Origin of the sequence: Streptomyces sp. WZ.A104, from assembly GCF_002382885.1 — a bacterium.
Lineage (GTDB): Bacteria > Actinomycetota > Actinomycetes > Streptomycetales > Streptomycetaceae > Streptomyces.
In genome coordinates this window covers 26,484-52,460 of record NZ_NWVL01000031.1, presented here as the reverse complement: position 1 = coordinate 52,460, position 25,977 = coordinate 26,484, and the positions used below count along the sequence as shown (strand labels likewise).

Annotated in this window: 17 protein-coding genes and 1 pseudogene; 5 read left to right on the top strand and 13 right to left on the bottom strand. The window is 72.7% G+C overall.

Annotated elements, in window-relative coordinates; translation table 11 throughout:
• Window position 1: 1 nt before the first annotated feature.
• From mtnB to CIB93_RS18275, 10 genes and pseudogenes are all read right to left on the bottom strand, one after another.
• The gene (mtnB, locus tag CIB93_RS18315) at window positions 2–655 is read right to left on the bottom strand and encodes a methylthioribulose 1-phosphate dehydratase (RefSeq protein ID WP_096628065.1); all 654 of its coding nucleotides are present in this window, start codon (window positions 653–655) and stop codon (window positions 2–4) included.
• Entirely contained in the window at window positions 652–2,217 is a 1,566-nt protein-coding gene (gene mtnA / locus CIB93_RS37970) for an S-methyl-5-thioribose-1-phosphate isomerase (protein WP_179500157.1), read from the bottom strand. The genes mtnB and mtnA overlap by 4 nt, the downstream gene beginning before the upstream one ends.
• Complete coding sequence (metK, locus tag CIB93_RS18305) at window positions 2,214–3,434, bottom strand: methionine adenosyltransferase (protein WP_096628064.1); 1,221 nt, start codon at window positions 3,432–3,434, stop codon at window positions 2,214–2,216. Before metK ends, mtnA begins: the two co-directional genes overlap by 4 nt.
• Before the next feature lie 7 nt (window positions 3,435–3,441).
• Window positions 3,442–4,587, bottom strand: coding sequence for a peptidogalycan biosysnthesis protein (locus tag CIB93_RS18300; RefSeq protein ID WP_143660063.1), 1,146 nt, complete (start codon window positions 4,585–4,587; stop codon window positions 3,442–3,444).
• 2 nt (window positions 4,588–4,589) lie between these two features.
• Window positions 4,590–5,366 carry a thioesterase II family protein gene (locus CIB93_RS18295; RefSeq protein ID WP_096628061.1) on the bottom strand — a complete coding sequence of 259 codons (777 nt, stop codon included), beginning with the start codon at window positions 5,364–5,366 and terminating at the stop codon, window positions 4,590–4,592.
• Entirely contained in the window at window positions 5,363–6,571 is a 1,209-nt protein-coding gene (locus tag CIB93_RS18290; RefSeq protein ID WP_096628113.1) for an aminotransferase class V-fold PLP-dependent enzyme, read from the bottom strand. The genes CIB93_RS18295 and CIB93_RS18290 overlap by 4 nt, the downstream gene beginning before the upstream one ends.
• A 38-nt stretch (window positions 6,572–6,609) precedes the next feature.
• The gene (locus CIB93_RS18285) at window positions 6,610–10,131 is read right to left on the bottom strand and encodes a type I polyketide synthase (protein ID WP_096628059.1); all 3,522 of its coding nucleotides are present in this window, start codon (window positions 10,129–10,131) and stop codon (window positions 6,610–6,612) included.
• Between the two features lie 4 nt (window positions 10,132–10,135).
• On the bottom strand, window positions 10,136–11,932 hold the full coding sequence (locus tag CIB93_RS18280; RefSeq protein WP_096628058.1) for a non-ribosomal peptide synthetase: 1,797 nt from the start codon (window positions 11,930–11,932) through the stop codon (window positions 10,136–10,138).
• A 462-nt stretch (window positions 11,933–12,394) separates the two neighbouring features.
• Window positions 12,395–12,491: pseudogene (locus tag CIB93_RS39625) on the bottom strand (type I-E CRISPR-associated endonuclease Cas1); the annotation flags it as partial.
• 326 nt (window positions 12,492–12,817) lie between these two features.
• Window positions 12,818–14,323, bottom strand: a complete 1,506-nt coding sequence (locus CIB93_RS18275) for an FUSC family protein (RefSeq protein ID WP_096628056.1) — start codon at window positions 14,321–14,323, stop codon at window positions 12,818–12,820.
• A 334-nt stretch (window positions 14,324–14,657) separates the two neighbouring features.
• Here CIB93_RS18275 and CIB93_RS18270 point away from each other — a divergent pair, with 334 nt between their 5' ends.
• The 3 genes from CIB93_RS18270 to CIB93_RS18260 all read left to right on the top strand — a co-directional run bounded on the left by CIB93_RS18270 (window position 14,658) and on the right by CIB93_RS18260 (window position 17,452).
• Window positions 14,658–15,164: an Lrp/AsnC family transcriptional regulator gene (locus CIB93_RS18270; RefSeq protein WP_096628112.1), complete on the top strand. Its 507-nt coding sequence runs from the start codon at window positions 14,658–14,660 to the stop codon at window positions 15,162–15,164.
• A gap of 40 nt (window positions 15,165–15,204) precedes the next feature.
• Window positions 15,205–15,921 (top strand): HAD family phosphatase, encoded by a 717-nt coding sequence (locus CIB93_RS18265; RefSeq protein ID WP_096628055.1) that lies wholly within the window; start codon window positions 15,205–15,207, stop codon window positions 15,919–15,921.
• A gap of 247 nt (window positions 15,922–16,168) precedes the next feature.
• Window positions 16,169–17,452: a serine/threonine-protein kinase gene (locus tag CIB93_RS18260; protein ID WP_257002252.1), complete on the top strand. Its 1,284-nt coding sequence runs from the start codon at window positions 16,169–16,171 to the stop codon at window positions 17,450–17,452.
• Window positions 17,453–17,517: 65 nt separating this feature from the next.
• Here CIB93_RS18260 and CIB93_RS18255 read toward each other — a convergent pair whose 3' ends face one another.
• The gene (locus tag CIB93_RS18255; protein ID WP_096628052.1) at window positions 17,518–18,510 is read right to left on the bottom strand and encodes an aldo/keto reductase; all 993 of its coding nucleotides are present in this window, start codon (window positions 18,508–18,510) and stop codon (window positions 17,518–17,520) included.
• A gap of 270 nt (window positions 18,511–18,780) precedes the next feature.
• Between CIB93_RS18255 and CIB93_RS18250 the strand changes: the two genes are divergently transcribed.
• On the top strand, window positions 18,781–19,347 hold the full coding sequence (locus tag CIB93_RS18250) for a DNA polymerase ligase N-terminal domain-containing protein (protein ID WP_096628050.1): 567 nt from the start codon (window positions 18,781–18,783) through the stop codon (window positions 19,345–19,347).
• Window positions 19,348–19,512: 165 nt separating this feature from the next.
• Here the strand turns inward: CIB93_RS18250 and CIB93_RS38925 are convergent, their stop codons facing one another.
• Window positions 19,513–20,244 carry a HEAT repeat domain-containing protein gene (locus CIB93_RS38925; RefSeq protein ID WP_257002250.1) on the bottom strand — a complete coding sequence of 244 codons (732 nt, stop codon included), beginning with the start codon at window positions 20,242–20,244 and terminating at the stop codon, window positions 19,513–19,515.
• 69 nt (window positions 20,245–20,313) lie between these two features.
• Window positions 20,314–24,303, bottom strand: a complete 3,990-nt coding sequence (locus tag CIB93_RS18245; RefSeq protein ID WP_257002249.1) for a HEAT repeat domain-containing protein — start codon at window positions 24,301–24,303, stop codon at window positions 20,314–20,316.
• Window positions 24,304–24,520: 217 nt separating this feature from the next.
• Here CIB93_RS18245 and CIB93_RS18240 point away from each other — a divergent pair, with 217 nt between their 5' ends.
• On the top strand, window positions 24,521–25,879 hold the full coding sequence (locus CIB93_RS18240; protein ID WP_096628049.1) for a geranylgeranyl reductase family protein: 1,359 nt from the start codon (window positions 24,521–24,523) through the stop codon (window positions 25,877–25,879).
• Window positions 25,880–25,977: the final 98 nt, after the last annotated feature.

The window sequence follows — 25,977 nt, the reverse complement described above, 5'->3', positions numbered from 1 at the left end:
GTCAGCCCACGCCGATGGCGAGCAACTGGCAGATCGCCTCGAAACACTCCAGACGGTTGCGGGCCTGGGCGAGGTCGCTCCCCCAGACGGTGATGCCGTGGTCGGCGATCAGCAGCCCGGGCGGACATTCCCGCGCACGGCTCAGGTGGTCGGCCACCTCGTCGGCGATCCGCGGTACGTGGGGCCAGTTGGGGAAGACCGGCACCTCGGTCCGCTCCCCCGCGTCCAGGCCCAGCCCCTTCAGCAGCTCGAACCGGGTGAGTTCCAGGGTGGCCAGGCGCTCGCGGTCCGCCGCCCGGCAGGCCATCACCGTCGCATACGGGGAGTGCACGTGGATCACCGCGCCCGCCGGTGTGGTCCGGTAGACCGCGGCATGGATGGAGGTCTCGGCCGAGGCTCGCAACCCCCCGGGGCGCAGCACCTCGCCGGTCTCGGCGCGCACCGCGACCATGTCCTGGGCGGTGAGCTCGCCCTTGTCGCGGCCGCTGGCCGTGATCAGCGCGGTGTCCGCGGCCTCGCCGGGCAGCCGCACGGAGAGGTTCCCCGAGGTGCCGGGCATCCAGCCTCGCTCGTAGAACAGCCGCGAGAAGCGGGCCAGTTCCGCCGCCTCCGTCTGATGTGCGGCCGTCAGGGAATCATCCTGACTCAGCGTCATACCGCCACCTCGCACAGTGCTGTCAGCGGATGGTCGGCCAGGGCGGTCCGGCCGCCCAGTCCGGTCAGCTCGACGAGGACCACGAGGCCCGCCACCTTCGCTCCGCAGGCCTCCACGAGCCGGGCGGCGGCGCCCAGGGTCCCGCCGGTGGCCAGCACGTCGTCGACGCACAGCACCCGTTCACCCGGGGCGAGGGAGTCGGTACGGATCTCCAGCCGGTCCTCACCGTACTCCAGCGCGTACGCTGCCGAGCGCACCTTTCCCGGCAGCTTCCCGGGCTTGCGGACCAGAGTGAGCGGCAGCCCCGCGCGGGCCGCGACGGCCGCTCCGAGCACGAAGCCCCGGGACTCCACGGCCAGCACTTGGTCGAACGACCCGCCTGTCTCCTCGACCACTTGGGCGGCCAGCGCGTCAAGGAGGCCCGGCTCGGCGTAGACGCGCGACAGGTCCCGGAAGACCACCCCGGGGGCGGGATGGTCGGGGAACTCCTCCAGGAGGCCGGCTATCCGCTCGGCGGGCACCGCGGCGGCGGACGGCACGGCTCGGCCGCCGTCGAAGGTCCGCCGCTCGGTGACAACGGCGGTGATCAGCTCGGCCGGTGTGACGTCGAAGGCGGGGTTGAACACGGCGGCACCGTCGGGCGCGGTCGGCGTACCCGCGAACTCCACCACCTCTCGCGGGGAGCGTTCCTCGACCACGATCTGCGAGCCGTCTGAAAGGAGTTCGTCCCACGTGGACTCGGGGGCGACCACGATGAACGGGATGCCATGCCGGGCCGCGGCGACCGCGAGACCGTAGGTCCCGATCTTGTTCGCGGTGTCCCCGTTCGCCGTGATGCGGTCGGCTCCGACCAGGACGCAGTCCACCAGCCCCTGAGACATCGCCGCGGCGGCGGCCGAGTCCACGCACACCCGGTAGGGCACGTGCGCCTCCCCGAGTTCCCAGGCAGTCAACCGGGCTCCCTGCAGGAGCGGACGGGTCTCGTCGACGAGCACCTCGGCGACCCTGCCCCGGCGGGAGAGTTCGAGGATCGTCCCGAGCGCCGTCCCGACCGCGGCCGTGGCCAGCCGGCCGGTGTTGCAATGGGTCAGCAGCCGCAAGGGGCGGTCAGGGGTGAGCGTTTCGACCAGGTCGGCCGCGCGCAGCACCATGGCGGTGTTCACCGCCACGTCCTCGGCCAGCATCTCCAGCCCCTCCGCGAGCACCGCGTCGGCGCCCCCACTCAGGCGGGCCAGCACACGCCCCACGGCCCAGGCCAGGTTCACCGCCGTGGGGCGGGCCGCGGCCAGTCGCTCGGCGTCCGCGCGTACGGCCTCCTCGTCGAGGGTGTCCCCGTGGGTGTGGGCGTATGCGCTGAGCGCGACGCCCAGCGCGCCGGCCAGACCGATGGCAGGTGCCCCGCGCACGGCCAGCGTGGCGATGGCGTCGACGACGTGGTCGACCTCGGTCATCCGCAGGACGCGGCGCTCGCGCGGCAGGGCACGCTGGTCGACGGTGACGATCGCGCCGTCCGACCAGGAGAGGGAGACCTCCGGCGACGCTGCGGGCAGGCGCGCGTTCACGCCCGCACCGCCTTGCGCAGGGCGTCGACGCGGTCGGTGCGTTCCCAGGTGAAGTCCGGCAGTTCGCGGCCGAAGTGACCGTAGGTGGCGGTCCGGGCGTAGATCGGGCGCAGCAGGTCCAGGTCGCGGATGATCGCGGCCGGGCGCAGGTCGAAGACCTCACCGATCGCGTCCTCGATCTTCTGGAGCTCCACCTTGGCGGTGCCGAAGGTCTCGACGAAGAGGCCCACGGGCTCGGCCTTGCCGATCGCGTACGCGACCTGGACCTCGCAGCGCGAGGCCAGACCAGCGGCCACGACGTTCTTAGCCACCCAGCGCATCGCGTAGGCGGCGGAGCGGTCGACCTTCGACGGGTCCTTGCCGGAGAAGGCGCCGCCACCGTGACGGGCCATACCGCCGTACGTGTCGATAATGATCTTGCGGCCGGTGAGACCGGCGTCGCCCATCGGGCCGCCGATCTCGAAGCGGCCGGTCGGATTCACCAGCAGCCGGTAACTGTCCGTCTCCAGGCCGATGCCGTCCTCGGCCAGCTGCTTGAGCACGTGCCCGACGACGAACTCACGAATGTCGGGAGCGAGCAGCTCCAAGTCGATGTCCGGGGCGTGCTGCGAGGAGACGACGACCGTGTCGAGGCGGATTGCCTTGTCGCCGTCGTACTCGACGGTGACCTGGGTCTTCCCGTCCGGGCGCAGGTACGGGATGGTCCCGTTCTTTCGCACCTCGGACAGGCGCCGCGAGAGCCGGTGGGCCAGCTCGATCGGCAGCGGCATCAGGCTGGGCGTCTCGTCGCAGGCGTAGCCGAACATCAGGCCCTGGTCGCCGGCGCCCTGCCTGTCGAGGTCGTCGCCCTCTGCGCCTCCGGCGGCACCCTCGACTCGCTTCTCGTAGGCGGCGTCGACGCCCTGCGCGATGTCCGGGGACTGCGCGCCGATGGACACCGAGACTCCGCAGGAGGCGCCGTCGAAGCCCTTCGCCGAGGAGTCGTAGCCGATCTCCAGGATCTTGTCGCGGACCAGGGAGGCGATCGGTGCGTACGCCTTGGTCGTCACCTCGCCCGCGATGTGGACCAAACCGGTCGTGATCAGGGTCTCCACGGCAACGCGGGAGGTCGGGTCCTCGGTGAGGAGTGCGTCGAGGATCGTGTCGCTGATCTGGTCTGCGATCTTGTCCGGATGGCCCTCGGTCACAGACTCCGAGGTGAACAGACGGCGGGACATGGAACTCCTAGGAAGGTGATGGCTGTTGGATGCTGCGGATTCCCTCCAGCAGCGGCTCCAGCTCCGCCTGCCGAGACGCGTCGAAGAGCTTGAGGTAGCCGTAGCGCTGTTCGAGAGTGCAGCCGCGGGAGAGCTTCGTCTGCTCGGACTCCACGGCGTAGTCGACGGCCGTGACACCCGCCCCGGCCGCGTACTCGATCGGCCGGTAGAAGATGAGCTCGAAGTAGAGCGGCAGTTTCCCGAGCCAGTCGTAGTCGTAGCCGGTCTGCCGCAGATAGAGGCGGGAGCCCCGCTGCACGAAGGCCGAGAACCCGCGCAGCACACCGTCCGCACTACGTGCCGTACAGGCGTGCAGCATGCTGCCGCAATGCCTGACGTGCAGTTCGAGAGTGCGGGTGAGTTGCTCCTCTGTATATGCGTGACCGTACTTGGCGCCGTGCTTGATCATCAGTGGGACCAGCTCGGGGATGAGATCGCCGGTCAGCGGGCGTACCGCGTACTCGAGGCCCGATCCGTCCAGCAGCCGGCGCTCCTTCACAACCTTGCGGCGGCGCACACCGGGCAGGGTCTTGAGGTAGGCGTCGAATCCGGGCTTCGGCAGGTGCAGGGTGGCGTAGCGGGCCGTGGGGAACTCCGCATAGCCGCGCTCGCGCAGCACTTCACGCAGCGGATCTGCCTCGCCGACGTAGAGGAAGGCCACGCTGCGGGAGCCCTGGGTGCGCGCCTCCTCCTCGGCTGCCGCGACGAGTTCCCCGGTGTGGGCCCGCCGCCGGTCGGTACCGCCGTACCCGGCGGTGAGCAGCAGGGTGTCCGGCACCCGGCGGCTGCCGCACAGGTAGGAGGGCAGGAGCCGCTCGGGTGCCAGGGCACCGTCCGGCGCCGGGATTCCGTACCGGTCCGCAAGCATGGCCAACGTGCGGTCGACCCGCATGAAGGGCCAGGGTTCGGAGGCCTCGTCGAGTGGAAAGCCCGCCAAGGCGGCCTCCGGGCGGCAGCCCTCCTCGCCCGCCAGGTGGAACCGGGGCGGGAGGTTGGTCTGCTCGCTCTCCAGGGAAAGCCAGTCCGCGGAATGGAAAAGGTCCCAGGATGGGGACAGCTCGTCCCAACCCGCTTCACGGGCCTCCGCCATCGTCCCGTAGGTGCGTACGGCCATCTTCACCCGAGCCCTTTCGTCGCTGCCGGTGCTGGTGCCGGTGTCGTCAGGGCCTCGCGCACCAGGTCCTGCACCTGCGGGCGGGCCTCGTTCAGGTAGAAGTGCCCGCCGTCGAACAGCAGCGTCCGGCAGATCCCCGAGGTGAGCCGGGACCAGTCCGAGAGCGTTCCGACCGGTGCCAGCGGGTCGTCCTTGCCACCCAGGACGGTGACGGGGCAAGGCAGCGGCTCGCTCGGCCGCCACCGGTATTCCTCGTACGCCGCGAAGTCCGAGCGCAGCGAGGGCAGCATGAGCGCCATCAGGTCCGCGTCGTTCCAGACGACGTCCGGTATGCCGTCGTAGGAGCGGCGTACCTCGGCCAGGAACTCGGCGTCGGGCAGGTGTGAGACCGGCGGTTCCTCCTCCACGCCGTGGGGCGGCGGGGAGGCGGAGGCGAACACATGGCTCGGCGCCGCGGGCAGCAGCAGGGCGGCTTCGTACCCGATGATCGCGCCCATGCTGTGCCCGAGCAGGGCGAACGGCCGGTCGAGCAGGGGGGCCATGGCCTCGGCGATATGAGCGGCGATGAGCCTCAGGTCAGTGAGCGGCTCTTCGCGCAGCCGGCTCTCCCGCCCGGGGAGATGGATCAGGCACACCTCCACTTCCGGGGCCAGTCCGGGCACCCAGCGAGCGAAGGAGGACGGGCCGCCGCCGCCGTGGGGCACGCAGAAGAGGCGGGCGCGCGCCTCGGGCAGCACGCGCGGGCGTTTGATCCAGGGGGAGGCCGTCGTCGTGGTCATGCGAACACCCTTTCTCGGCGGGTGCCGACGAGTACGTCTTCAAGCACGCTGCAGAACCGTTCCAGCTCCTGCTCCGAGTTGTAGTAGTGGGGTGAGACCCGGAGCAGAGTGCTCAGCCCCCGCTGCTGCATGTCGACACAGGCCGCGTTCTCCAGGCAGACCCATGTGTTGATCCCCGCGTCCTTCAGGGCATTGCGCACCTCGAATTCGCCCCAGCCCTCGAAGGACATCGCGATGGTGCCGCACTGCTCACGGCCGCGGTCGTGGAGGACCACGCCGGGCAAGCCGGCGAGTTCCCCACGCAGATCCGCCGCGAGCCGCTGCATCCGCCCGTACGTACGCTCGACCCCCCAGCCCAGCGCGTAGTCGACGGCGACGCCGAGGCCGATGCGGGCGGCCGCGTTGGTCTCCCAGGTCTCGAAGCGGCGGGCACCGGGCGCCAGCCGGTAGGTACCCGAGAGCCATTCGACGCCGTCCAGGCCGACGAGGGGCGGTACAAGACGGTGGGCGATGTCCTGACGCACATAGAGGAATCCAGTTCCCCGTGGTCCACGCAGGAACTTGCGTCCCGTGCCGACCAGGAGGTCGCAGCCGATCTCCGCGACGTCGACAGGCAGCTGCCCCACCGACTGGCATGCGTCGACCAGGTAGGGGATGCCGTGCCGGCGGGCCACCATTCCAATCTCGGCCACCGGGTTGACCAGGGCGTCATGCATGGGGACATGAACCATGGCGATCAGCCCGACCCGCTCGTCCAGCATCGCCTCCAGCGCGGCCACGTCGACCACGCCGTTCGCGTCGACGGGCGCCACTTCGAGGGACAGCTCCAGACGCTGCGCGAGGTGCAGGAGCGAAAGGTAGTTGCTGCCGTACTCGACCGCGGAGATGATCACCCGGTCGCCGGCCCGGAGCGGCAGGGAGGACATCGCCAGGCCCCAGGCCCGGGTCGCGCTGTCCAGGATGGCGATCTCCTGGCGGCTGCAGTTGAGCAGGGAGGCGAGCGCCGCGTGGGCGTTGCCGATGGCAGGCTCGGAACGCTCCGCCGCCTCGTACGGGCCCACCCTGCCTTCAAGACGCAGGTACGCCGTCATCACATCGAGTACGGGCAGGGGGGCGAGGCTGGCGCCGGCGTTGTTGAGGTGGACCACGTGGTTGACCCCGGGCGTTTCGGCACGTGCCCTGGCGAGATCAAGATTCTCGTACATCTTCATTCCAAGTCTGCTGGCGTCCGTGGGCACGAGGGCTAACCGGCGAGATGGCGCAGTGCCTCCTGTCCCGCGTCGGTCTCCCCCTCGGGCTGCCGGGGCACGCTGCCCCAGCCGACCTCCACGAGCTCGCCGACGGTGGTGCACCCCCAGAACTCCGCGAGGGGCAGCTTGGCCTGGAGTGCCTGCTCAACGCGGGAAACCACCTCCAGGAGTGCGAGCGAGTCGCAGCCGACCGCGAGCAGTTCGTCCTCATCGGCGATCTCGTCCACCTCGGCGACCTCGGCGATGATCTGCCGGATGAGGGCGCCCACCTCGTCCTTCGTCGTGTGGCCCGCCGCGCCGGGGTCCCAGGCGTCGTTCTTGGGCTCGAACGTAAGACGGATCCGCTCGATCCGCTCGGCCAGCGGGACGGTCGAGACCACGACCTGGGCCTCGCCCAAGGCGAGGATCGCGCCCAGCAACCGACCGCCCTGTTCACGGCGGATCGCGGTACGGGCGGCGGCGGCACCGATTCGGGCGCTGCCGCTGTCGTCGAAGCGCCATGAGTCCCAGTCGACGCTGACCCACGGGGCACCGTGGGCGCGCCTCCAGTGGGCGTAGCTGTCCAGGTAGCGGTTGGCCGCGGTGTAGATACCGAAGGCGATGCCGCCGAGCAGGGTGTCGAGGCTGGAACAGACGAGACAGAAGTCGAGCGGCTGGGCCCGGGTGGCCCGGTCGAGGGCGGCGATGCCCGGCACCTTCGGGCGCAGGGCCTCGATTGCCCGCTCGGTGGTCGTGTCGGCGAGCAGGGAGAAGTTACGGCCTTCCTCGATGCCGGCCGAGTGGACCACACCGTTGACTGGTCCCCACTCCTCGGTGACCTGCTCGACTACCTGTTCCATCTGCTGCTCGTCCGCCACGTCGGCGGCGAACACCCTTACCTCGGCGCCGAGTTCCCGCAGCGCGCGCACGGCCTGCCCGCGGCCTCCGGTGTCGGCCGGGTCAAGTCCGCCACGCGAGACCAGGGCCAGCCGGACCCGGGTGGTGCGGGCGAACTGCTCGGCGATGGTGAGGCCGATCCGGCCGAGGCCACCGGTAATCAGGTAGACCCCGTCGGTCTGCAACGGGGCGGGCAGGCCGGGCTCGGCCTCGACCCGCTCCACCGTGCTGATCAGGCGGTCTTCACCCCGGTAGACGACCTCCAGCTCCTGCTGGCCCGTGGACATCTCGGCCAGCAGACGCGGGACCACGTCGGTCGGCAGGCTCCCGGCCGAGAAGTCCACGCAGTGGCAGCTGATCCCGCTGTGCTCCTGCGGGACGACCCGGCACAGCCCGAGTAGTGCGGCGGCCTCCAGGTCCAGGGCGGTTGGCTCGCCCTGGGCGGGCTGCGCGTTCTCGGTGACCACCCAGATCTCGGGAGTCTGGGCCGCGCCGGTGAGCGCCCGGACCAGGTTGAGCATGCTGAGCGCACCCAGGGCAATGCCCTCCTGGCTGTCGGCGGCCCGGCCGCCGTACGAGCTCAGGTGCACGACCTTGCGGACGGGGCCGCCCTCGGCGACCGCCCATTCCACCAGGCGGGCCGCGTCCTCGGCGTGCGCAGGCCGCACTCGTACCCGGCGGCGCTCCCGGTCCGCCTCGAACTCGGTGCCCGGCTCGACCAGTACGCAGGTCAGGCCGGCGGCGTCCAGCTCGTCGCGGACGGACTCGGTCATCGGGCGGCCGTCGCCGATCACGAGGGCGGCCCCGTCGGTGCCGGGCAGATCGCCCCGGTGGTACGGGCGGGGCAGCGAGGTCCTGGTCCACACCGGCCGGTACAGCCAGTCGGCGAGCGGCGCCTGCTCCTCGGGCTCCAACAGGGCACCGCTCGCGCTCTCCCCGGCCGACGGTTCGATCCACAGCCGTTCGCCCTGCCAGGGGTAGGTGGGCAGAGCGATGCGACGGGGCCTGCGGGCCGCGAAGGCGGCCTTCCAGTCCGGGTTCCCCCCGGCGGCCCACTCGCCCGCGACGGCCGCGGCCGTGCCGCCCCCCTCAGTGCTCCCGGCGGCGGCATCGTTCTCCGGGCCGGTGAGCGCCTGCTCCAGTTCGGCCGTCGAAGCCACGGCGGCGGCCCACCGGTGGGCCAGCGGACGGCGGCCCGCGGCGAGGGTGAAGGCGAGGTCGGCCAGGTCGGTATCCGGGCGGGCGGCGACGAACTCGCGCATCCGCTCCTTGACCTGACGCAGCGCCTGCTCGGTGCGGCCGGACAGCAGAACCGCGTACGGGCCGTCGGTGTCGGCCGTTTCCGCGCGCGGCTGCGGCTCGGGGGCCTGCTCCAGCACGAAGTGGGCGTTGGTGCCGCCCATGCCGAAGCAGCTCACCCCGGCGCGCCTGACCTCGGCTTCCCACGGCCTCAGCGTGCGGTTGATGTAGAAGGGGGTGGCGTCGAGGTCGATGTCCGGGTTGATCTCGTCGAGCACGGCCATGGGCGGGAGTTCGGCGTGCTTGAGGCACAGGATCGCCTTGAGGAGCCCTGCGATGCCGGACGCGAAGCAGAGGTGGCCGATGTTCGCCTTCACCGAACCGAGCGAGACGTAACCGGTCTTCGAGGTGAACGACTTGTAGGCGCGTGTCAGGCCGCGGACCTCGATCGGGTCGCCGACGAGCGTGCCGGTGCCGTGTCCTTCCAGCAGACCGATGGACTCGGCCTGCACCCCGGATGCCTCCAGTGCGGTACGGATCACTCGCGACTGGCCCTCGATGCTGGGAGCGGAGAAGCCCGCCTTGGCGCGGCCGTCGTTGTTGACCGCGCTGCCCTTGATGACGGCGTGGATGTGGTCGCCGTCACGCTGCGCGTCCGCCAGGCGCCGCAGGACCAGGACGCCCACACCGTCCCCCTCGACGTAGCCGGACCCCTTGCTGTCGTATGCACGGGTGCTGCCGTCCGCCGACAGGATGAACCCGTCCTGGTGCTCGTAGGCCAGGGTGTCGGCGGTGCCAATGCTGGCCGCGCCGACGAGTGCGGTGCCCGCCCGGCCCTCGCGCAGCGCCTCGCAGGCCAGGTGCACGGCGACGGCGGCCGAGGAGCAGGCCGACTGGACGTTGACGCTCTCGCCGGTCAGACCGAGCTTGTAGGAGATGCGCGTCGGCAGGGTGTCCGGGCCGTTGGAGAGCTGGATGAGCATGCGCTCGGCCGCCGAGCGGGGCCCGAAGTCCCGGCTCTCGTAGTAGGTGTTGGGGCCCACCGAGGAGTAGACGGCGACGTCCTCACCGATCCGGTACGGGTCGTAGCCCGCGTCCTCCATGGCGTTCCACGCACACTGCAGGAAGTGGCGGTGCTGCGGATCGAGCACCTCCGCCTCGCGCTTCGGTATGCCGAAGAACTCCGCATCGAAGTCCTTCACACCGTCCATGACACCGCGGGCCCGCACCCAGCGGCGTCCCGTCCCGTCTTCGACGACACGGGGCGAGCCGTGTGTGACGGCCTCACGGCCCTCGCGTACGAGGGACCAGAAGGCGTCGAGGTCGGGGGCCCCGGGCAAGACGGCGGCCATGCCGACGACCGCGATGTCCGGGCGGCCCGTGTTCGAAGGAGTGGTCACTTTTCTACACCTCAGAGTTGGCGATCGCTTCGGCCAGGAGCCGCACGGTGGGGTACTCGAACATCGAAACGAGGGACAGCCGGATCCCCAGCTCGTCCTGGATGCGCTGGTGCGCCTGCTTGATGGAGATCGACGTACCGCCCAGGTCGAAGTAGTTGTCGTCGACGCCGACGGATGGGGTTGTCAGCACCTCGGCCCAGATGGCGCTGAGCGTGCCCTCCAGGTCCGTGGCCGCCGGGCGGAAGGCGACCCCCAGTTCCAGGCGTGTGCCGTCGGTGCCCTGGCGCAATGCGCTGCGGTCCGCCTTGCCGTTGCTCGTCAGCGGGATCCGGTCCAGCCGGAACAGCTCCGACGGGATCATGTAGTCGGGCAGCCGCTCGGCGAGCAGGCCGCGCAGCTCGGCCACGGTCGGTGCCGCGCCCTCCGCGGGGACGATGTAGGCGGCGAGTACCCGCTCACCGCCCTGCGGCTTGTCGACCACGGCGGCCTGCCGCACCCCGGGCGCCGCCAGCAGCGCCGATTCGACCTCGGTCAGTTCGACCCGGTTGCCCCGGATCTTGACCTGACTGTCGATGCGGCCGATGACCTGGATCAGGCCGCCCGGCAGCGCCCGGGCCAGATCCCCAGACTTGTAGACCCGCTCATCCGGGGCGCCGCCGAACGGGTCGGGGATGAAGCTCTTCCCGGTCAGGTCGGGCCGCCCGTGGTAGCCGTGCGCGAGCGCGTCACCGCCGATGTACAGCTCGCCGAGTTCCCCTTCCGGCACCTGCTTCCCCTCGGCGTCCACGACCCAGACCCGGGTGCCGGGCAGCGGTGCTCCGACCGGGGGCGGCGAGTACGCCAGGTCGGCCTCCTCGAACACGCGGCAGCAGGTGAACACGCCTGCCTCGGTGGGCCCGTAACCGTTGGAGAAGCGGATGTCCGTCGTCTGCATCGCCCGGGCGAGGTGCGGCGTCGACACCACCTCGCCGCCGATGACGACCTGGCGGAGCCCGGATCCCTCGAACAGGCCCTCGTCGACGACCTGGTTGAACACGGTCGGCGTGAGCCACAGGGCGGTGACGCTGTGGGCGCGCACGGTCTCCATGACCGATTCGGCCGACACCCGGCTGTTCGGGTGCAGGACCAGGTGCCCGCCGTTGGCGAGCGAGCCCCAGACCTCGAGTACGTGGGCGTCGAAGGAGAGCGGGCAGATCTGCAGGAACGTCTCCTGCGACCCGAAGTCGGCGTAGACGCCGGTGCGGACGATGCGCTCGGCGGCCCGGTGCGGGACGGCGACGCCCTTGGGAGCGCCCGTGGTCCCCGAGGTGTAAATGACGTACGCCAGGTTCTCCGCGGTGGGCCGCGGCCCGTGGAAGGCACCGGGCGCCGGGGCCGGATACGCGACGTCCACCCTGACCCGCGCGTCACCGAAGGCTGCCAGCCGCTCGTGGGTGGCAGCCGAGGTGATCACGGACGCGGCCCCGGAGTCCTTGAGGATGCCCGCCACCCGCTCGACGGGATCATCGGTGCGCAGCGGCAGGTAAGCGCCACCGGCCTCAAGGATGCCGAGCATGCCGACGATCATGTCGAGGGAGCGTTCGACGTGGAGACCCACCACGACGTCGGGACCAACACCACGACCACGCAGGCGGGCGCCCAGCCGGAGCGCTCGGTCGCGCAGTTCGCCGTAGGTCAGGGTCTGGTCGGCCTGCGTGACGGCGGGAGCCCCTGGAACCGCCGCCGCGTGCACGGCGAACAGGTCGTTCAGGCAGTGTGCGGGCGCCCCGGTGTGCGGTACCTGCTGCTGGATGTCGATCATCGAGCCACTTTCTCTCCAGAGATCTCTTCGCGACTGCGCGGACGGTGGCGGCGGCTGCCGGGTGTCCCGCCGGGCAGGCGTCTCGTCTCCCGATGGCCATTCAGAATGGCTCGGAACCAATCCGGTTGGCCGTTCCCCTTATCCACGACCCGCGATCCAGGCAAGATCCAAACACGCTGGATCCGCGAAGACATTGGACCTACGTACACACCCGCGCATGACGCTGGTCACCCTCCAGACCGCGCGGCGCGGCGGTACAAGAGATGCGGGGAGGCAGGGGTTTGGGTGGGTCGGACATACGGATGCGGGACGCCACATGCCGGCACGGGCGCAGCGGACTACTGCTGGGCCCCACCGGCCATTCGCCGAAGCGGTGCGAAGTCCCGGTGCCCTCCCCCGAGGCCGAAGAGTCCGGAATCACCGCGTACGAGGGAGCCGACCCGGCATCCACCACTGGGGGCGCCCTGCTCCTGTGGGGGCGGCATGGACGATGCCGTAGAGACAGGCACTGGCTGCGGGCAGAGCGAGGTTGACGGGCCTGGGAGTCCCACTGATCGGGAACCGCTGGGCAAGGCACTACTCGGTGACGCGGTCCGGATCGGGAGAACGGCAGAAAGCGGCCTTCCAGGATCTCCGCCGAGCGGTGCAGGACCACAAAGCCGGTGGTGTCGGCCGCGCCTGGACCAACTCGGCCAGCGTGCCGACGGACGGCTGAGCGGACATGCGCGGAGGGATCGCAGCAGCGGCCTGCTTCAAGCGTTCACGCGCGGCGGCGGATACGTCCCTTGGCCCGCGCGTACTGCTCCTCGATCCGTGGGGCCAGCCTCCCCGCCCGTCTTCATGATGGTCCACTGCCGACGGTCCGGCGATATGCCACTGCGGACTTCAGGTGTTCATCGACGTCGTGTAAGGGGCGTGGCTGAGCGGGCTGACGAGTTCGGTGAGGGCGCGTTCCAGGTCGTGGAGGTGGGCAAGGGCGGGATCCGCCGCGGTGCAGCGGTGCGCGTGGGCAAGTGCGGCCGGGATCGCGCCGGGCCGGGGTGAGGTGAGAACCTCGACCGCGGACTGGACCCGCCAGCAGGCAGCCGTGAGGCGGTCGTCGTGCGAGGCGTCCGGGTCGGCCGCGACGAGGGCCAGGCCGCGGACCTCGCGGGCGCAGTCGTCGAGGAGAGCCAGGACCTTGCGGGCGCGAGCCTTGCGGGCGCGAAGTGGGTTGAGTGGGTGAACCAGGGGCGCGAGGGAGAGCCGTACCCGCCCCAGCAGAAGTTCAAGCTCAGCGATGCGGGGCCCGGGGTCGGCGACCGTCGAACCGGCGAGGCGGTCGGCGGCCTCGGCCGTGCAGGTGTGCACGCACCGCAGGGCCTTCTGGATCCACGCGTCGGTGATGGCATGGGTCGTGACGGGCAGGACGAGCAGCACGGCGATCACCGCGCCGAGCGACCCGACGGCGGTCTCCGCGACGCGCAGCCACAGCAGCGAGGCGTCCAGCACGCCCAGGACGCCGTAGAGCATGCCCACCATCACCGTCACGAAGAACATCATCCAGCTGTACGAGACCGCCGCCGTGTAGAAGATCCCGAAGACGCAGACCGCGACGATGGCAGCGGTCGGGGCACCCGCGCCGTCGAGGGGAATGGCCACGGCGAATCCGGCGACGATGCCGATGACCGTTCCCAGGACCCGCCGGAATCCCCGTACGAGCGTCTCCCCGCGCGAGGTGGTGTTGACGAAGACCCACCAGGTGGCGCCGACGGCCCAGTACCACCGCTGGTCCGACAGCACCTGCCCGAGCCCCAGCGCGAAGGCCCCGCCCAGTGTGGCCTGCACGGCCTGCCGGGTGGTGATCCGGGCCAGTCCGCGGCCCTCCGGGGGTGCGGGCGCCGCCGCGACGGGCAGCCGCCGCTCGTAGCACCACAGCCCGAACCGCACGGCGGACGAGACGCACAGGGACAGCACAACGGCCACGTACAGCTCGGGCAGCTGCTCGGGGACGGTGTGCAGGAACTGGGCGGCGAAGAACGTCATGAACGCGAAGACGCCCAGCGCGTGCCCGCGCGGCCCCCAGCGCCGGGCGTACACGCCCACGCCCATCACGGTGAGGAAGGCCAGGTCACGGGCGACCGGCTGGTCGTGCAGCACGGCGGCCACGGCGAGGAGGGGCAGGCCGACGAGGGGGAGCAGCGCCGTGGTGGCCGCCTGCCCGCGCACCGTCGGGTCGGTCACGGTGAAGAGGGCGAGAAGCGCCGCGAGGCCACCCGTGATGGCCGCGGCGAGCGAGAGACCGGCGAGGCCGCACAGCGCGACCGCGAGGCCGATCCCGAGCACCGCCCGGGCGGCGAAGCGCAGCCGCACCCGCCCCGGGTCCGGCGCCACGAACACCCTCTTCAGCACGCTTCTGCCCCTTCCGCGTCGCCACAGAGCTCGCATGAAAAAGGCGCCGCGGAGATCCGCAGCGCCATCGACGTAGATATAAGAGCATCCTCCGGACCCATGGATCAAACGAGGCGGAAAACGCTGCACCAATGGCCCACCACACGACCCGAATGGTCGGCCATCAGCAGACCAACGGACCACCCGGAAGGAAGGACGACCACATCCCTGGCGACTACGCGTGGACGGCGGTCGGCGGGGAGGGCCGGACCGCGGCGCGATGCGGGTGACCTGGGTACAGTCGGGTCGAAACGGCTGAAGCCGACGGGGACGGGCCGGAAGGGATATGCGGATCATGGCGGTGGACGCGCTCGACACCCGGATCCTGCGGCTGCTGATCGAGCAGCCGCGCACCAGCGTCCGGGAGTACGCGCGCATCCTCGGTGTGGCCCGCGGCACGCTCCAGGCGCGGCTGGAGCGGCTGGAGCGGGACGGTGTGATCACCGGTACGGGCCCGACCCTCTCCCCCGCCGCCCTCGGCCACCCGGTGCTCGCCTTCGTCCACCTGGAGGTCACCCAGGGGCATCTGGTGGAGGTGGGCGACGCGCTGGCGGCCGTGCCCGAGATCATCGAGGCGTTCTCGACGACGGGCGGCGGTGATCTCCTGACCCGTGTCGTCGCCCGGGACAACGGACACCTGGAGGACGTGATCCAGCGACTGATCCAGTTGCCGGGCGTCGTCAGGACGCGGACGGAAGTGGCGCTGCGCGAGCGGGTGGCACACCGGGTGCTGCCACTGGTGGAGTCCGTGGGACGCGCGGCGGGCGGCAGCCAGGGGCGCCCGGGGGCCCCTCGCGAGTGACCGGCCCGGCCGCCCGTCCCTGCTGCGGGATGCTGGGGTCATGACCTCGCACCCCTCCGCCGGCCGTGCGGCCGTTCCCGCCTCCCCCGCCCCCGTCCACGTGGTCTTCGATCTCGACGGGACGCTGGTCGACAGCGAGCCGAACTACTACGAGGCGGGTCGGCGGCTGCTCGCCCGGTACGGGGTGCGGGACTTCGGCTGGGAGGAGCACACCCGGTTCATCGGGATCGGCACCCGCGAGACCCTGACCGCCCTGCGCGCGGAGTACGGGATCGACGCCCCGGTCGACGAACTGCTCGCCGGGAAGAACGCCCTGTATCTGGAGCTCGCCGGGGCCTCGACGGACGTCTTCCCGCAGATGCGGGCGTTCGTGGAACGCCTGCACGCCGCCGGGGTTCCGATGGCGGTGGCCTCCGGATCGTCCCGGGCCGCGATCGGTGCGGTGCTCGCGGTCACCGGGCTGGACGCGTACATCCCGCTGTACGTCTCCGCCGAGGAGGTCCCCCGCGGCAAGCCCGAGCCGGACGTGTTCCTGGAGACGGCACGCAGGATGGGGGCGGAACCCGCCGACTGCGTGGTGCTGGAGGACGCCCCGCCGGGGGCGGCGGCCGCGCACGCGGCGGGCATGCGGTGCATCGCCGTGCCCTACGTGCCGAAGACCGCGTCCGACCCGGCCTTCGAGGCCGCCGACCTGCTGTTCACGGGCGGGCAGTCTGCCTTCACGGCCGAGGCCGCGCACACCTGGCTGATCGGCTGACCCGGGCCGGCGGCAGCCGCGCCGGGCCCCGGGGGTGTGCCGGTCCGTCAGCCGTGCCCGGCGAAGGGGCCGTCGGGGGCATCCGGGGTCCCCGGACGGATATCCTGATCATGTCGTTCGCCCCACCGCCCCGGACACCCCAGGCCCCAGGTGGGCCGACAGCCGGTACGGGCCGCCCTTCGAGATAGGTGTACAGGTGCTGGTAGCTGGTCGGTACCGATTGGTGTCCCCCATCGGGCGTGGCGGCATGGGCGAGGTCTGGCGCGCCGCGGACGAGGTGCTGGGCCGGGCCGTGGCCGTGAAACTGCTGCTCGGGGACCAGGCGGACGCCTCGTCGACCGCCCGCTTCCGGCTGGAGGCGCAGACCGCTGCCCGGCTCAGCCACCCGCACCTGGTGGCCGTGTTCGACTTCGGCGCCTGGGAGGACCGGTTCTTCCTGGTGATGGAGCTGGTCGAGGGGCAGAGCCTCGGGGACCTGCTGGCCGCCCAGGAACGCGTCCACCCCGAGCAGGTCGCGCAGATCGCGGGGCAGGCGGCCGCCGGGCTCGCCGCCGCGCACCGGCAGGGCATCGTCCACCGGGACATCAAACCGGGCAACCTGATGCTGGACGCGGACGGTTCGGTGAAGATCGGCGACTTCGGCATCGCCCAGTTCGTCGACGATCCCTCGACCGCTCTGACGACGGCCGGTCAGATCGTGGGCACCAGCCTCTACTTGGCCCCCGAGCGCGCCCTCGGCCGCACCGCCGACTCCGCCTCCGACATGTACTCCCTGGGCTGCGTCATCTACCAACTGCTGGCCGGACAACCGCCGTTCCGTTCCGACACAGCGACCGCGACGCTCTATCAGCACGTCGACACCCCACCGGTCCCGCTGCGGCAGCGGGGCGTGGAGATCTCCGCCGCCTTCGACGCGTATCTCCTGGGCCTGCTGGCCAAGCAGCCCGAGGAGCGGCCCACCGCACAGCAGGTCTCCGACTGGTTCCGCACCGACGCCTGGCGGGGGCGGCCCGAGCCCCTCCCGATGCAGACACCCGCGTCCCACCGCGCCTCCGGCCCGGCCCCCGCACCCTCGACGTCCCTCCCGGCGGCGCCTCCCGCCTCCGCCGCCGCCCCCGTGGGCCCCACGACGTACCGGCTGCCGCAGCCGACGGGCCGAAGGCGCAACACCTCATCCCGGTCCGCCCCCGCCCGCCGCCGCAGCACGCGCGAGGCGATCCGTCGCCGCCCGAGGGTGGCCAGCGCCATCGCGGGAACGGCGACGTTCCTGGCCGCCGTGTATCTGGGGATGATCCTCTTCTCCCCGGACTCCAGCTCCGCCGGCACGCCGGGCCCGTCGCCGACGTCCTCCGGCCCGGCGGAGAACGTCGGCGACGGCGGCAACGGCGGTGAACAGCAGCCCGGCCGGGAGCGGGATCAGCAACAGGACCAGCCGGGCGGCCGACAGGGCAGCGACCCGAACCAGGGCCGAGATCAGGATACGAACCAGAACGGGGACCGGGACGACGAGGACGACGAGCGGGACGACTGACTCCCGCTCGTCGCACGGCTGTTCGGCGGCGGCCCGTTCAGCGGCGGTCGTTCAGAGGCAGCCGCTCACCATCGGCCGTGCACGTCCGCGCGGACAGACCGGTCGTACAGCTCCCGTACGGCGTCCAGCGTGCTCTGCGGCAGCTGCGGCAGGGATGCGGCCGCCGCGTTGGCCCGCGCCTGTTCGGACGTGCGCGCGCCGGGGATGACGGTGGTCACGCCGGGCTGCTGGATGATCCAGCGCAGCGCGGCCTGGGCCGGGGTGGCACCCTCGGGGGCAAGCTCGGCGAACTCGGCGGCAGCGGCGAGACCGGTCGCGTAGTCGACACCGGAGAACGTCTCGCCCTGGTCGAAGGCCTCGCCGTGGCGGTTGTACGTACGGTGGTCCTCGGGCGCGAAGACGGTGTCCTTGGTGTACCTGCCGGAGAGCAGACCTGAGGCCAGCGGGACCCTCGCGATGATCCCGACGCCCGCGGCGGCCGCCGCCGGGAGCACCTCGTCCAGGGGCTTGAGCCGGAACGGGTTCAGGATGATCTGCACGCTCGCGACGCCGGGGCGCGCGATGGCCGTGAGGGCCTCGGCGCAGGTCTCCACGCTCACCGCGTAGGCCGCGATCCGCTGCTCGGCGACCAGGGTGTCCAGCGCGTCGTAGACCGCGTCGGAGGAGTAGACGCCGGTGGGCGGACAGTGCAGCTGTACGAGGTCGAGCGTGTCGGTGCCCAGGTTGGCCCGGGAACGGTCGTTCCAGGCGCGGAAGTTGTCCAGGACGTAGTTCTCCGGCACCTGTTCGGCGCGCCGGCCCATCTTGGTGGCGACGAAGACGTCCGCGTCGGGACGGCTCGTGAGGTAGCGGCCGATGAGCTGTTCGCTCCGGCCGTCTCCGTACATGTCCGCCGTGTCGAAGAAGGTGACGCCGGATTCGACCGACGCGTCGAGGATGTCGAGGGCGTCGCTCTCCGCGACCTCGCCCCAGTCGGCCCCCAGCTGCCAGGTGCCCAGTCCGACGGCCGACACGTCACGGCCGGTCCTGCCCAGTGTGCGTTGCTCCATGAAGATCATGCTATTCCGCTCCGCCCCGTAGCGGCAGGGGTGGCGGGCAGCCGCGGGAGCGAACAGCGGCAGGAGCACCGCTGCCGCCGCCCACGGCGGAGCCGGCCGGAGCGTCGAACCGGTCCTCGAAGACGACGGCCCGCGCCACCGGCCCTCACGGCACAGTCGTTGCGCATATGCACCTGAAGGCAGCGGGTCCGACGCGCGATTCCCCCGGGACGGCGGCAGAGTGGAGACACGCACCTGTGACACGTCCGGGCCGACGGAGGGAGCAGAGCGGTGGGGACGGAGAGCGACGAGACGGCACGGCCGCATTTCGTCGTGCAGATCCATGACGCACGCCGTATGCACTTCGACTTCCGGCTGGAGGTCGAAGGCGTACTCAAGTCGTGGGCGGTGCCCCGCGGCCCCTCGGAGAACCCCAGCGACCGCCGGCTCGCCGTGCCCACGGAGGATCATCCGCTGGAGTACCGCGAGTTCGAGGGGGTCATTCCCCGGGGCGAGTCCGGCAGCGGCACGGTCATCGTCTGGGACCAGGGAACCTACCGGCCGCTCGGACACGACGGGCAGGGCGGCTCCGTCCCCTTCGCCCAGTCGCTCGGCCTCGGGCATGCGACGTTCTGGTTGTACGGGAAGAAGCTGCACGGGGAGTTCGCGCTCACCCGCATCCGGAAGGGCGACGAGCCGGACAGCGGCGGCCACGAGGCCTGGCTGCTGATCAAGGCCAACGACCGGCTCGCCGTACGCGGCAGACCCGGCTCACCGGACCCGTACCACGCCCGGTCCGCCCGTACGGGACGCACGCTGCACCAGGTCGCGGCGGCGGCGCGGGGAGACGCGGGCTGAGCCGAGGGCTGTCCCGTGATCCCTGGCGGGCGCAGGACGACAGCCACGGCAGCCGGCCGCGTTGCCGGAAGGCCCGGACACGTCTGCTATGCGGACGCCCCTCCGCCGTGGGATACGCCGCATCTGACGCCGTGTGCTGATCCGCCAGGGACGACGGGACAGCCCTCAGGGCCCGTCGCGCCGATCAGGGCCGGGGCCCGAGTCCGTGATCTCGGTGAGGACGTCGGTGTAGAGCGACCGCCGGTCGGGCCGGGCGTGCGCCTCGGCCCGGCGCAGGACGGGAACCGCCGTCGCCCCGAACCCGACGACAGCCTCCCGGGCCGCACCCCGGACCACGGGCCTGGCATGGCCGAGGAGCCGGACGAGGTCCGGCAGCGCCGGTTCCCAGGCGGCGCGGCCGAGCGTCCGGACGGCCATGCGCACCACGTCCGGCAGCGGGTCGGACAGCAGGAGCCCGGTGAGCCGGGCGTGGGTGGCCCGGTCGAACAGGGCCCGCGAGGTGCGGTGGGCGTGGAGCCGGACCCCGGCACGCGGGTGGCGGAGCAGCTCCTCGACCAGCTCGCGCAGGGCCTCGTCCGGTTCCGCCCCGGGCGGCGGTGCGTGCTCCTCGACGAGGCGGGTGAGCGTACGGCGGGTCTGCTCGGGCGTTCCCGTACGGGCGAGGTCGAGCAGCTCCGGCAGTGACGGGCGGGGCGCCACAACCGCAGGGGCGGGGGACGGGGCGCGCAGGACGTCCAGCACGGCGGCGTCCTCGCTGTCGGTCCCGGGTGCGCGCAACGGACCGTCGACGAGCCTGAGGCCGTCTGCGACGCTGTCGCGGCCTTCGGTGCGCAGTCGGCCCAGGGCCCGGGTCAGCGTCGGGGTCCGAAGCAGGGGGCGACCGGTCAGCAGGTCCACGAGCCCGAGGTCGCCCGCGTCGATACGGGGTGCCAGCAGGTGGGCGAGGGCGTCGGCGGGTACCCGCCGCTACGCGGTGCGGGCGGCCTCTCGCACGGCGGGCGGGCCGTGTTCCCACCACTTCAGGAGCAGGGGGACGAGCGGAGGCAGGTCGTCCTCGGGGAGCAGGCCCGTCCAGCGCAGGGCCCGTTCGGGCAGTACCCCCTCAGCGGCCAGGACCTGGTCGGCGGTCTGCCCCGCGAGACGGGTCTGCCCCGCGCGAGCCGCCGGCCCGATCAGGTCGGCGGGGAGGAGGTCGACGCGACCGTGCAGGAAAGCCCGGAGCAGGGCGAGCGACACTTCCGGCTCGGGCCAGGTCCGCAGGGCCCGCACGGCGGTGTTCCGGCGTTCCGGCTCCGGGGCCTCCAGCATGGCCAGCAAGCGGGCTCGCTGCGCGGCCGACCGGGGCTGGTCGAGATCGTCCGCCCGCACCGGACGCGGTGGCGCGGCGGCGGCCCGTACCACCGTCCTGGTCTCAGCGACGTTCCACGGCGGCGCGTCGAGCGGCTGGAGCTCGGCCATCCAGTCGACGAGCGGCCCCCGTACGTCCGGTCCGGCCGCCGGGTACGCGGTGACGAGGGCGGCCAGCAGATCCCTGGACCCGGCCGCACCACTGGTGCCGCGCCCCCGGAGCTCCGCCAGCGCCCCGGGCGTCCGTACCGCTTCCCTCAACTCCGCACGCCACGCCTCCGATACGCCGCCCCCGGCGTCCTCCTCCGGCGCCGCCCCGGACACCTCCCGCGGTCCCGCTACGCCGAACGCCTCACCGAGCACGGCGGGCGCGGCCTGCCAGGGGTCGGCGCCCAGGTGGGCGGAGTCCAGGGCCCGGTCGAGATCGGCGCGGACCAGCACCGCACCCAGCTCCCGGAGCAGGGTCAGGGTGGCAGCGGCCGCCAGCGCCGGGGGCCCGTACCCGTCGGGCGCTTCACCAGCACCGGGCGGCAGGGTGCGCAGCCCCTCGACGACCATGAAGCGCTGGACACCGGACAACTCCGGTGCGACGGCGTGCAGTACGCCGGTCAGCTCCCCCGCGAACGATGCCTCGCCGACCCCCGTCGCCTCGTCGAACGCGTCGGCCACCGTGCCGGCGTACCGGGCGAGGAGCGCCGTCTCGTCGGCGGACCAGGGCGCCGGGCACAGGCGCAGCGCGCACCGCAGGAGACGGCTTGGGAGTCCGGCCTCGCGGGTGCTCTCGGCCAGGACGAGCCACTTCTCCAACTGCGCCCGAGCTCGCGGGTGTTCGCGTAGGGCGGCGGCCGTCACGTCGGTGAGGTCCGGGGGCGTGGCCCGACGGGCGATCCGCAGGGCGAGCGCCGGGTCCCAGCCCGACCGCAGCAGGGCCGCGACCTCCGGATCGGGCACGCACGGTGACGGGTTCGGGGCGACCGGGGGCGCCGGAACTCCGTGCCGGGCCAGTGGTTCCGCCAGGTCCTCGACGGAACCGTCGGCGAGGCGGACGCCGCCGTCCGCCACGAGCGTCAGGAGGAGGGGGACGACCGGCGAAGCCTGCGCGTCGAAGGCGAGCACCGCACGCGCGGTCAGCTCGCCGTCGAGCGCGCTCAGCAGCAGGCGGCGGCCGCGCGCCTCCTGGCCCGCCTCGGCGGCGGCGAGGAGGGTGGCGGCGTAGGCAGGGCCCACGACGGCCCGCAGCGCCCGGGTCAGCGCGGCCCGCAGTCCCGGATTGTCGTCGCGGCCGAGCCGTCCGAGGATACGGGGGACGGAGGCGGGTGCGCCCGCGTGGACCAGTGTCGCCGCCGCTGTCTTCCTGACGTTCATGTTCGGGTGGTCGAGGCACGCGGCGACCGCCTCGCCCGCCCAGAACGCCCGCGCCGCTCCGAGGGCCAGCAGGGCCTGTCGTACGGTCCGGATGTCCGGGTCGGCCGTCAGGGGGACGAGCGTCGCCGACAGGGCCCGGGCGTCGCGTCCCGAAGTGTCATGGGCCAGCAGGGCGATGACGTGCTTGCGCACCTGCGGGTCGCGGCTGCGCAGCAGCCGGTGCACGCGGGCGCGGGTGGCGGGGGTGGCGGTGGTCTGCGTCAACGCCTTGAGCAGCACGGCCTGTTCGCCGCCGGAGAGACCCGGGCGCTCCAGCAGGTCGAGCAGCGTCGTGGACAGCAGAGCGTGGCCCGCCGCGGTGCCGTCGGTGGTGCCCAGCAGGCAGACGGGCCTGATCCGCGCACGTCCGCGGAGTCGGCGGCCGAGGGCCCGCACGGCGCTCAACGCCTCCTGTGGCAGCTCCGGTTCGGGGCCGGGCTCCCGGGGCGCGGCGAGATCGCGCACGATGCGCAGGATCAGGTCGGCGACGAGGGGCGGTGTTCGTCTTCCGGCGTTCCCCGCGATCCGGCACAGTGCGCCCACCGGGTCGTCGACGTCCACCCGGGAGCGCAGAACGGCCAGTTCCCGTTCGTCCGGGGCCCCGAGGTCGGCCTCGACGGCTCCCGGAAGGTCTTTGGGGTCGAGCCGCGAGAGGAGCCGCCGCCGCTGGACGGGCTCGTCGGTGAGGTGCCAGAGGAGTTCCAGGGCCCGGTCGCGTACGGGGCGCAGCTCGGGTGCGATGGCGGGCGCGGGCGCACCGGCGGGGGCGGCACCGGGGACCGCCGTAGGGTCCGCCACGCCCAGGCCCTGGGCGAGCGCCTCCCGCGTACGGGCCCCGCCGACGGCCTCCAGCGCGGCCAGTGCGGCGCCCGGCGCCCTCGGCAGCAGGGCGAGCACGGCCTCCTCGGCGTCCGGCGGGCGCAGAGCACGGATCGCGTCGAGAAACGGGCGCGCGGCCGGAGCTGTGGGAAGGAGCCGGGTGACCGCCTCACCGATCGGCACGTCGGTGGCGCCCTGCCCCGCCAGCGCGACGAGCAGCTCCAGACGGCGCGGCCAGTCCGGGGCGGTGGGCGGTGCGTCCACGAGGGCGTCGAAGAGGTACCGGCGGCAGGTGTACAGGACCGTGGCGACATCGTCCGCCGGGAGCGTGTGGTCCCCCAGGGCCAGGGCGAGAAGCGGCCGGACGTCCGGGCCGGTGGGGAAGTGGCCGCGCCGGTGCAGTCCGAGCAGAGCGGCCAGTACGGGCCCCGCGAGCAGCAGGGGGTCCGGCGCGGCTACCGCCAACAGGCGGCCAGTGTCCGTGCGTTCGGCCGAGTCGCCCAGCAGTTCCAGCGCCCGTCGGCGCAGGGCGGGGGGCGAGGCCGCGTCCTCCGCCGTCCTCCACAGCAGCTCCTGACGGCCGTGGCGGGCCGCCGCGAGGAGAGCGGCGTCGGCGACCGCCGTGGCCCCTTCCCTCCTCCCCGGCGTCCCCGGCCCGCCCACCAGGCGGGACAGCGGCAGCAGTTCCAGGGGCGTCACCGCCGCCCAGGGCTCGGCGAGTTCGCGCAGCGCCCCGGTGACGACCTCGCCGTCGGGCGCGTCGAGCAGCCGGATCAGATGAGCGCGGGCGGACGCGGGCGCGAGCAGCCCGGCGTGCAGCCCCTCCCGGGCCAGCCGCAGCGCTTCGGCCCCCAGGACCGGGTCCCGGCTGCCGATGAGTTCGGCCACGAGCCGGTCGAGGCGGTCGGGCCGGTGCACGACGGCGGCGGCGATCGCGCCGACGGCCCGGTAAAGGAGTTCGCCCGGCGGTTCCGTACGGACGGCGGCCGGGTCACCGAGGAGTTCGGCCCGCAGCCAGGCGATCCGTACCCGCGCGGGCAGCTCCGCCGTACGCCAGTCCGGCAGCCGGTGCCCCGGCCGCTGCGCGCCGAGCCGCGCGTGGAGCTCCGCGAGCAGCAGGGACTCCTCGGGGGACGTGCCCGGCGATGCGGGCAACAGGCGTGCCAGGACATCCTGTTGATCCGCCCCGCCGCCCGCTGCCGCCGGGGTGGCCGTGCGTTCGGTGAGGAGCAGGAGGCCGAGGTGGCGCAGCCGAGGGGCGGGGTGCCGGAGCAGCCGGGCGAGCAGCTCCGGCGGGCAGGTCCGGGCGTCGAGGTGCCGGGCGAGGAGTCCGGCGTCGGCGCGGTCGAGGGCGTCGTCGATCAGCGCGTCCGGTGGGGTGGCCATCCGGGGATCGTAGACGGGCGGTCGGGTCTCCCACCCCCTGGGCCGGGATCGTGGACGGACGGTCCGGTCTCCCACCCCCTGGGCCGGGGATCGTGGACGGGCGGTCGGCTCTCCCACCCACTGGGCCGGGTATCGCTGCCGCCCGTCCTGGTCGATGATGTGGCCCGGGGCCCCACCGCCCCGGCAGGAGCAACGGCCGCGGAAGGAAGGGACTGCGATGCGGGATCTCTCACCACCGGACCTGGCGACGACGGACGTACGGGAGGTGTCCCGCTCGGGGGAGGACGCCCGGGTGATCGTGGTGGGGGCGGGACCGGCGGGCTCGTCGGCCGCCTACCACCTGGCCCGGGCCGGGGTCGACGTGATCCTGCTGGAGAAGGCCCGCTTCCCCCGGGAGAAGGTGTGCGGGGACGGTCTGACCCCGCACGCGGTGCATCAGCTGATCCGGATGGGCGTCGACGTCTCCGCGCCGGGCTGGACGCGTTCGCGCGGTATGCGCTGGGTCGCCGGGGAGCACCGGGTGCACATCGACTGGCCCGCGCTCGGCCGCTACCCGGACTTCGGTCTCTCCCGCAGCCGGCACGACTTCGACGACATTCTCGCGCGGCACGCCGTGGCGGCCGGGGCCCGGCTGTACAGCGGCTGGAAGGCGGAGCGGCCGCTGACCGACCGGGCGGGCCGGGTCATCGGGGTCGCCGCGACTTCGGACTCCCCGGACCTGCCGGAACCGGTCGACTTCCGCGCGCCGGTCGTCGTCGCCGCCGACGGGGCCTCCGCGCGGCTCGCCCTGGCGATGGGCCTGGAGCGGGACCCCCGGCGGCAGATCGCGACTGCGGCCCGCCGTTACTACCGCAGCCCGGAGCGCTCCCGGGAGGACTATCTGGAGCTGTGGGCCGACCTTCGCTTCCCGGACGGCGGCCCGTATCTTCCGGGGTACGGCTGGATCTTCCCGATGGGCGACGGCCGGGTCAACGTCGGGCTCGGGGCGCTCCCCCACCGGCGGCACGGCAAGGCGGACCTGCGCGCCACGCTGGACCAGTGGCTGGCCCGTACCCCCGAGGAGTGGGGGCTGCGCGAGGAGAACGCGGAGGGCCCGGTCCGCAGCGCCGCGCTCCCCCTCGGCTTCAACCGGCATCCGCTGTACGCGCGGGGGCTGCTGCTCGTCGGTGACTCCGGCGGAATGGTCAGCCCCTGGAACGGTGAGGGCATCGCCCAGGCCATGGAGGCGGGCGAGGTCGCCGCCGAGAGCGCGGCGCTGGCCCTGGCCCATCCCGAGGGCCCGCGCCGCGAACAGGTGCTGCGCGGCTACCCGGTGGAGATGAACCGCCGCTGGGGCCGCTACTACCGGCTGGGCAACACCGCCGCCGACCTGGTCTTCAGCCGGTCGGGCTTCCAGCCGGTGCTCAACCGGTACGTCATGGGCTCGCCGTTTCTCCTCAACACACTGGCCCGGCTGCTCACCAACCTCACGGACACGCCCTCGCGCGATGTCGTCGACCATCTGCTCAACACCGCGTTCCGCCTGGTCCCGTCCCCGAAGCCGGGCGCTCGCGGCAGCGGCGCGCGTTCACGCTGACGGGCCCGGCCCCTTCCTCCGCCATCGGGGCACGGCGTGCGCCCTCGATCGGCCCTCGCGGCACGACGCGGAACGGGCGGTCGCGCGCGGCCCATGCC

Coding starts and splice junctions, on each gene's coding strand:
- CIB93_RS18290 (WP_096628113.1), bottom strand. CDS start 6,571: ATGTACGAGAATCTTGATCTCGCCAGGGCACGTGCCGAAACGCCCGGG.
- CIB93_RS18270 (WP_096628112.1), top strand. CDS start 14,658: ATGGCGGTGGACGCGCTCGACACCCGGATCCTGCGGCTGCTGATCGAG.
- CIB93_RS18265 (WP_096628055.1), top strand. CDS start 15,205: ATGACCTCGCACCCCTCCGCCGGCCGTGCGGCCGTTCCCGCCTCCCCC.
- CIB93_RS18280 (WP_096628058.1), bottom strand. CDS start 11,932: ATGATCGACATCCAGCAGCAGGTACCGCACACCGGGGCGCCCGCACAC.
- mtnB (WP_096628065.1), bottom strand. CDS start 655: ATGACGCTGAGTCAGGATGATTCCCTGACGGCCGCACATCAGACGGAG.
- CIB93_RS18245 (WP_257002249.1), bottom strand. CDS start 24,303: ATGGCCACCCCACCGGACGCGCTGATCGACGACGCCCTCGACCGCGCC.
- CIB93_RS18240 (WP_096628049.1), top strand. CDS start 24,521: ATGCGGGATCTCTCACCACCGGACCTGGCGACGACGGACGTACGGGAG.
- metK (WP_096628064.1), bottom strand. CDS start 3,434: ATGTCCCGCCGTCTGTTCACCTCGGAGTCTGTGACCGAGGGCCATCCG.
- CIB93_RS18300 (WP_143660063.1), bottom strand. CDS start 4,587: ATGGCCGTACGCACCTACGGGACGATGGCGGAGGCCCGTGAAGCGGGT.
- CIB93_RS18295 (WP_096628061.1), bottom strand. CDS start 5,366: ATGACCACGACGACGGCCTCCCCCTGGATCAAACGCCCGCGCGTGCTG.
- CIB93_RS18260 (WP_257002252.1), top strand. CDS start 16,169: ATGGGCGAGGTCTGGCGCGCCGCGGACGAGGTGCTGGGCCGGGCCGTG.
- CIB93_RS18255 (WP_096628052.1), bottom strand. CDS start 18,510: ATGATCTTCATGGAGCAACGCACACTGGGCAGGACCGGCCGTGACGTG.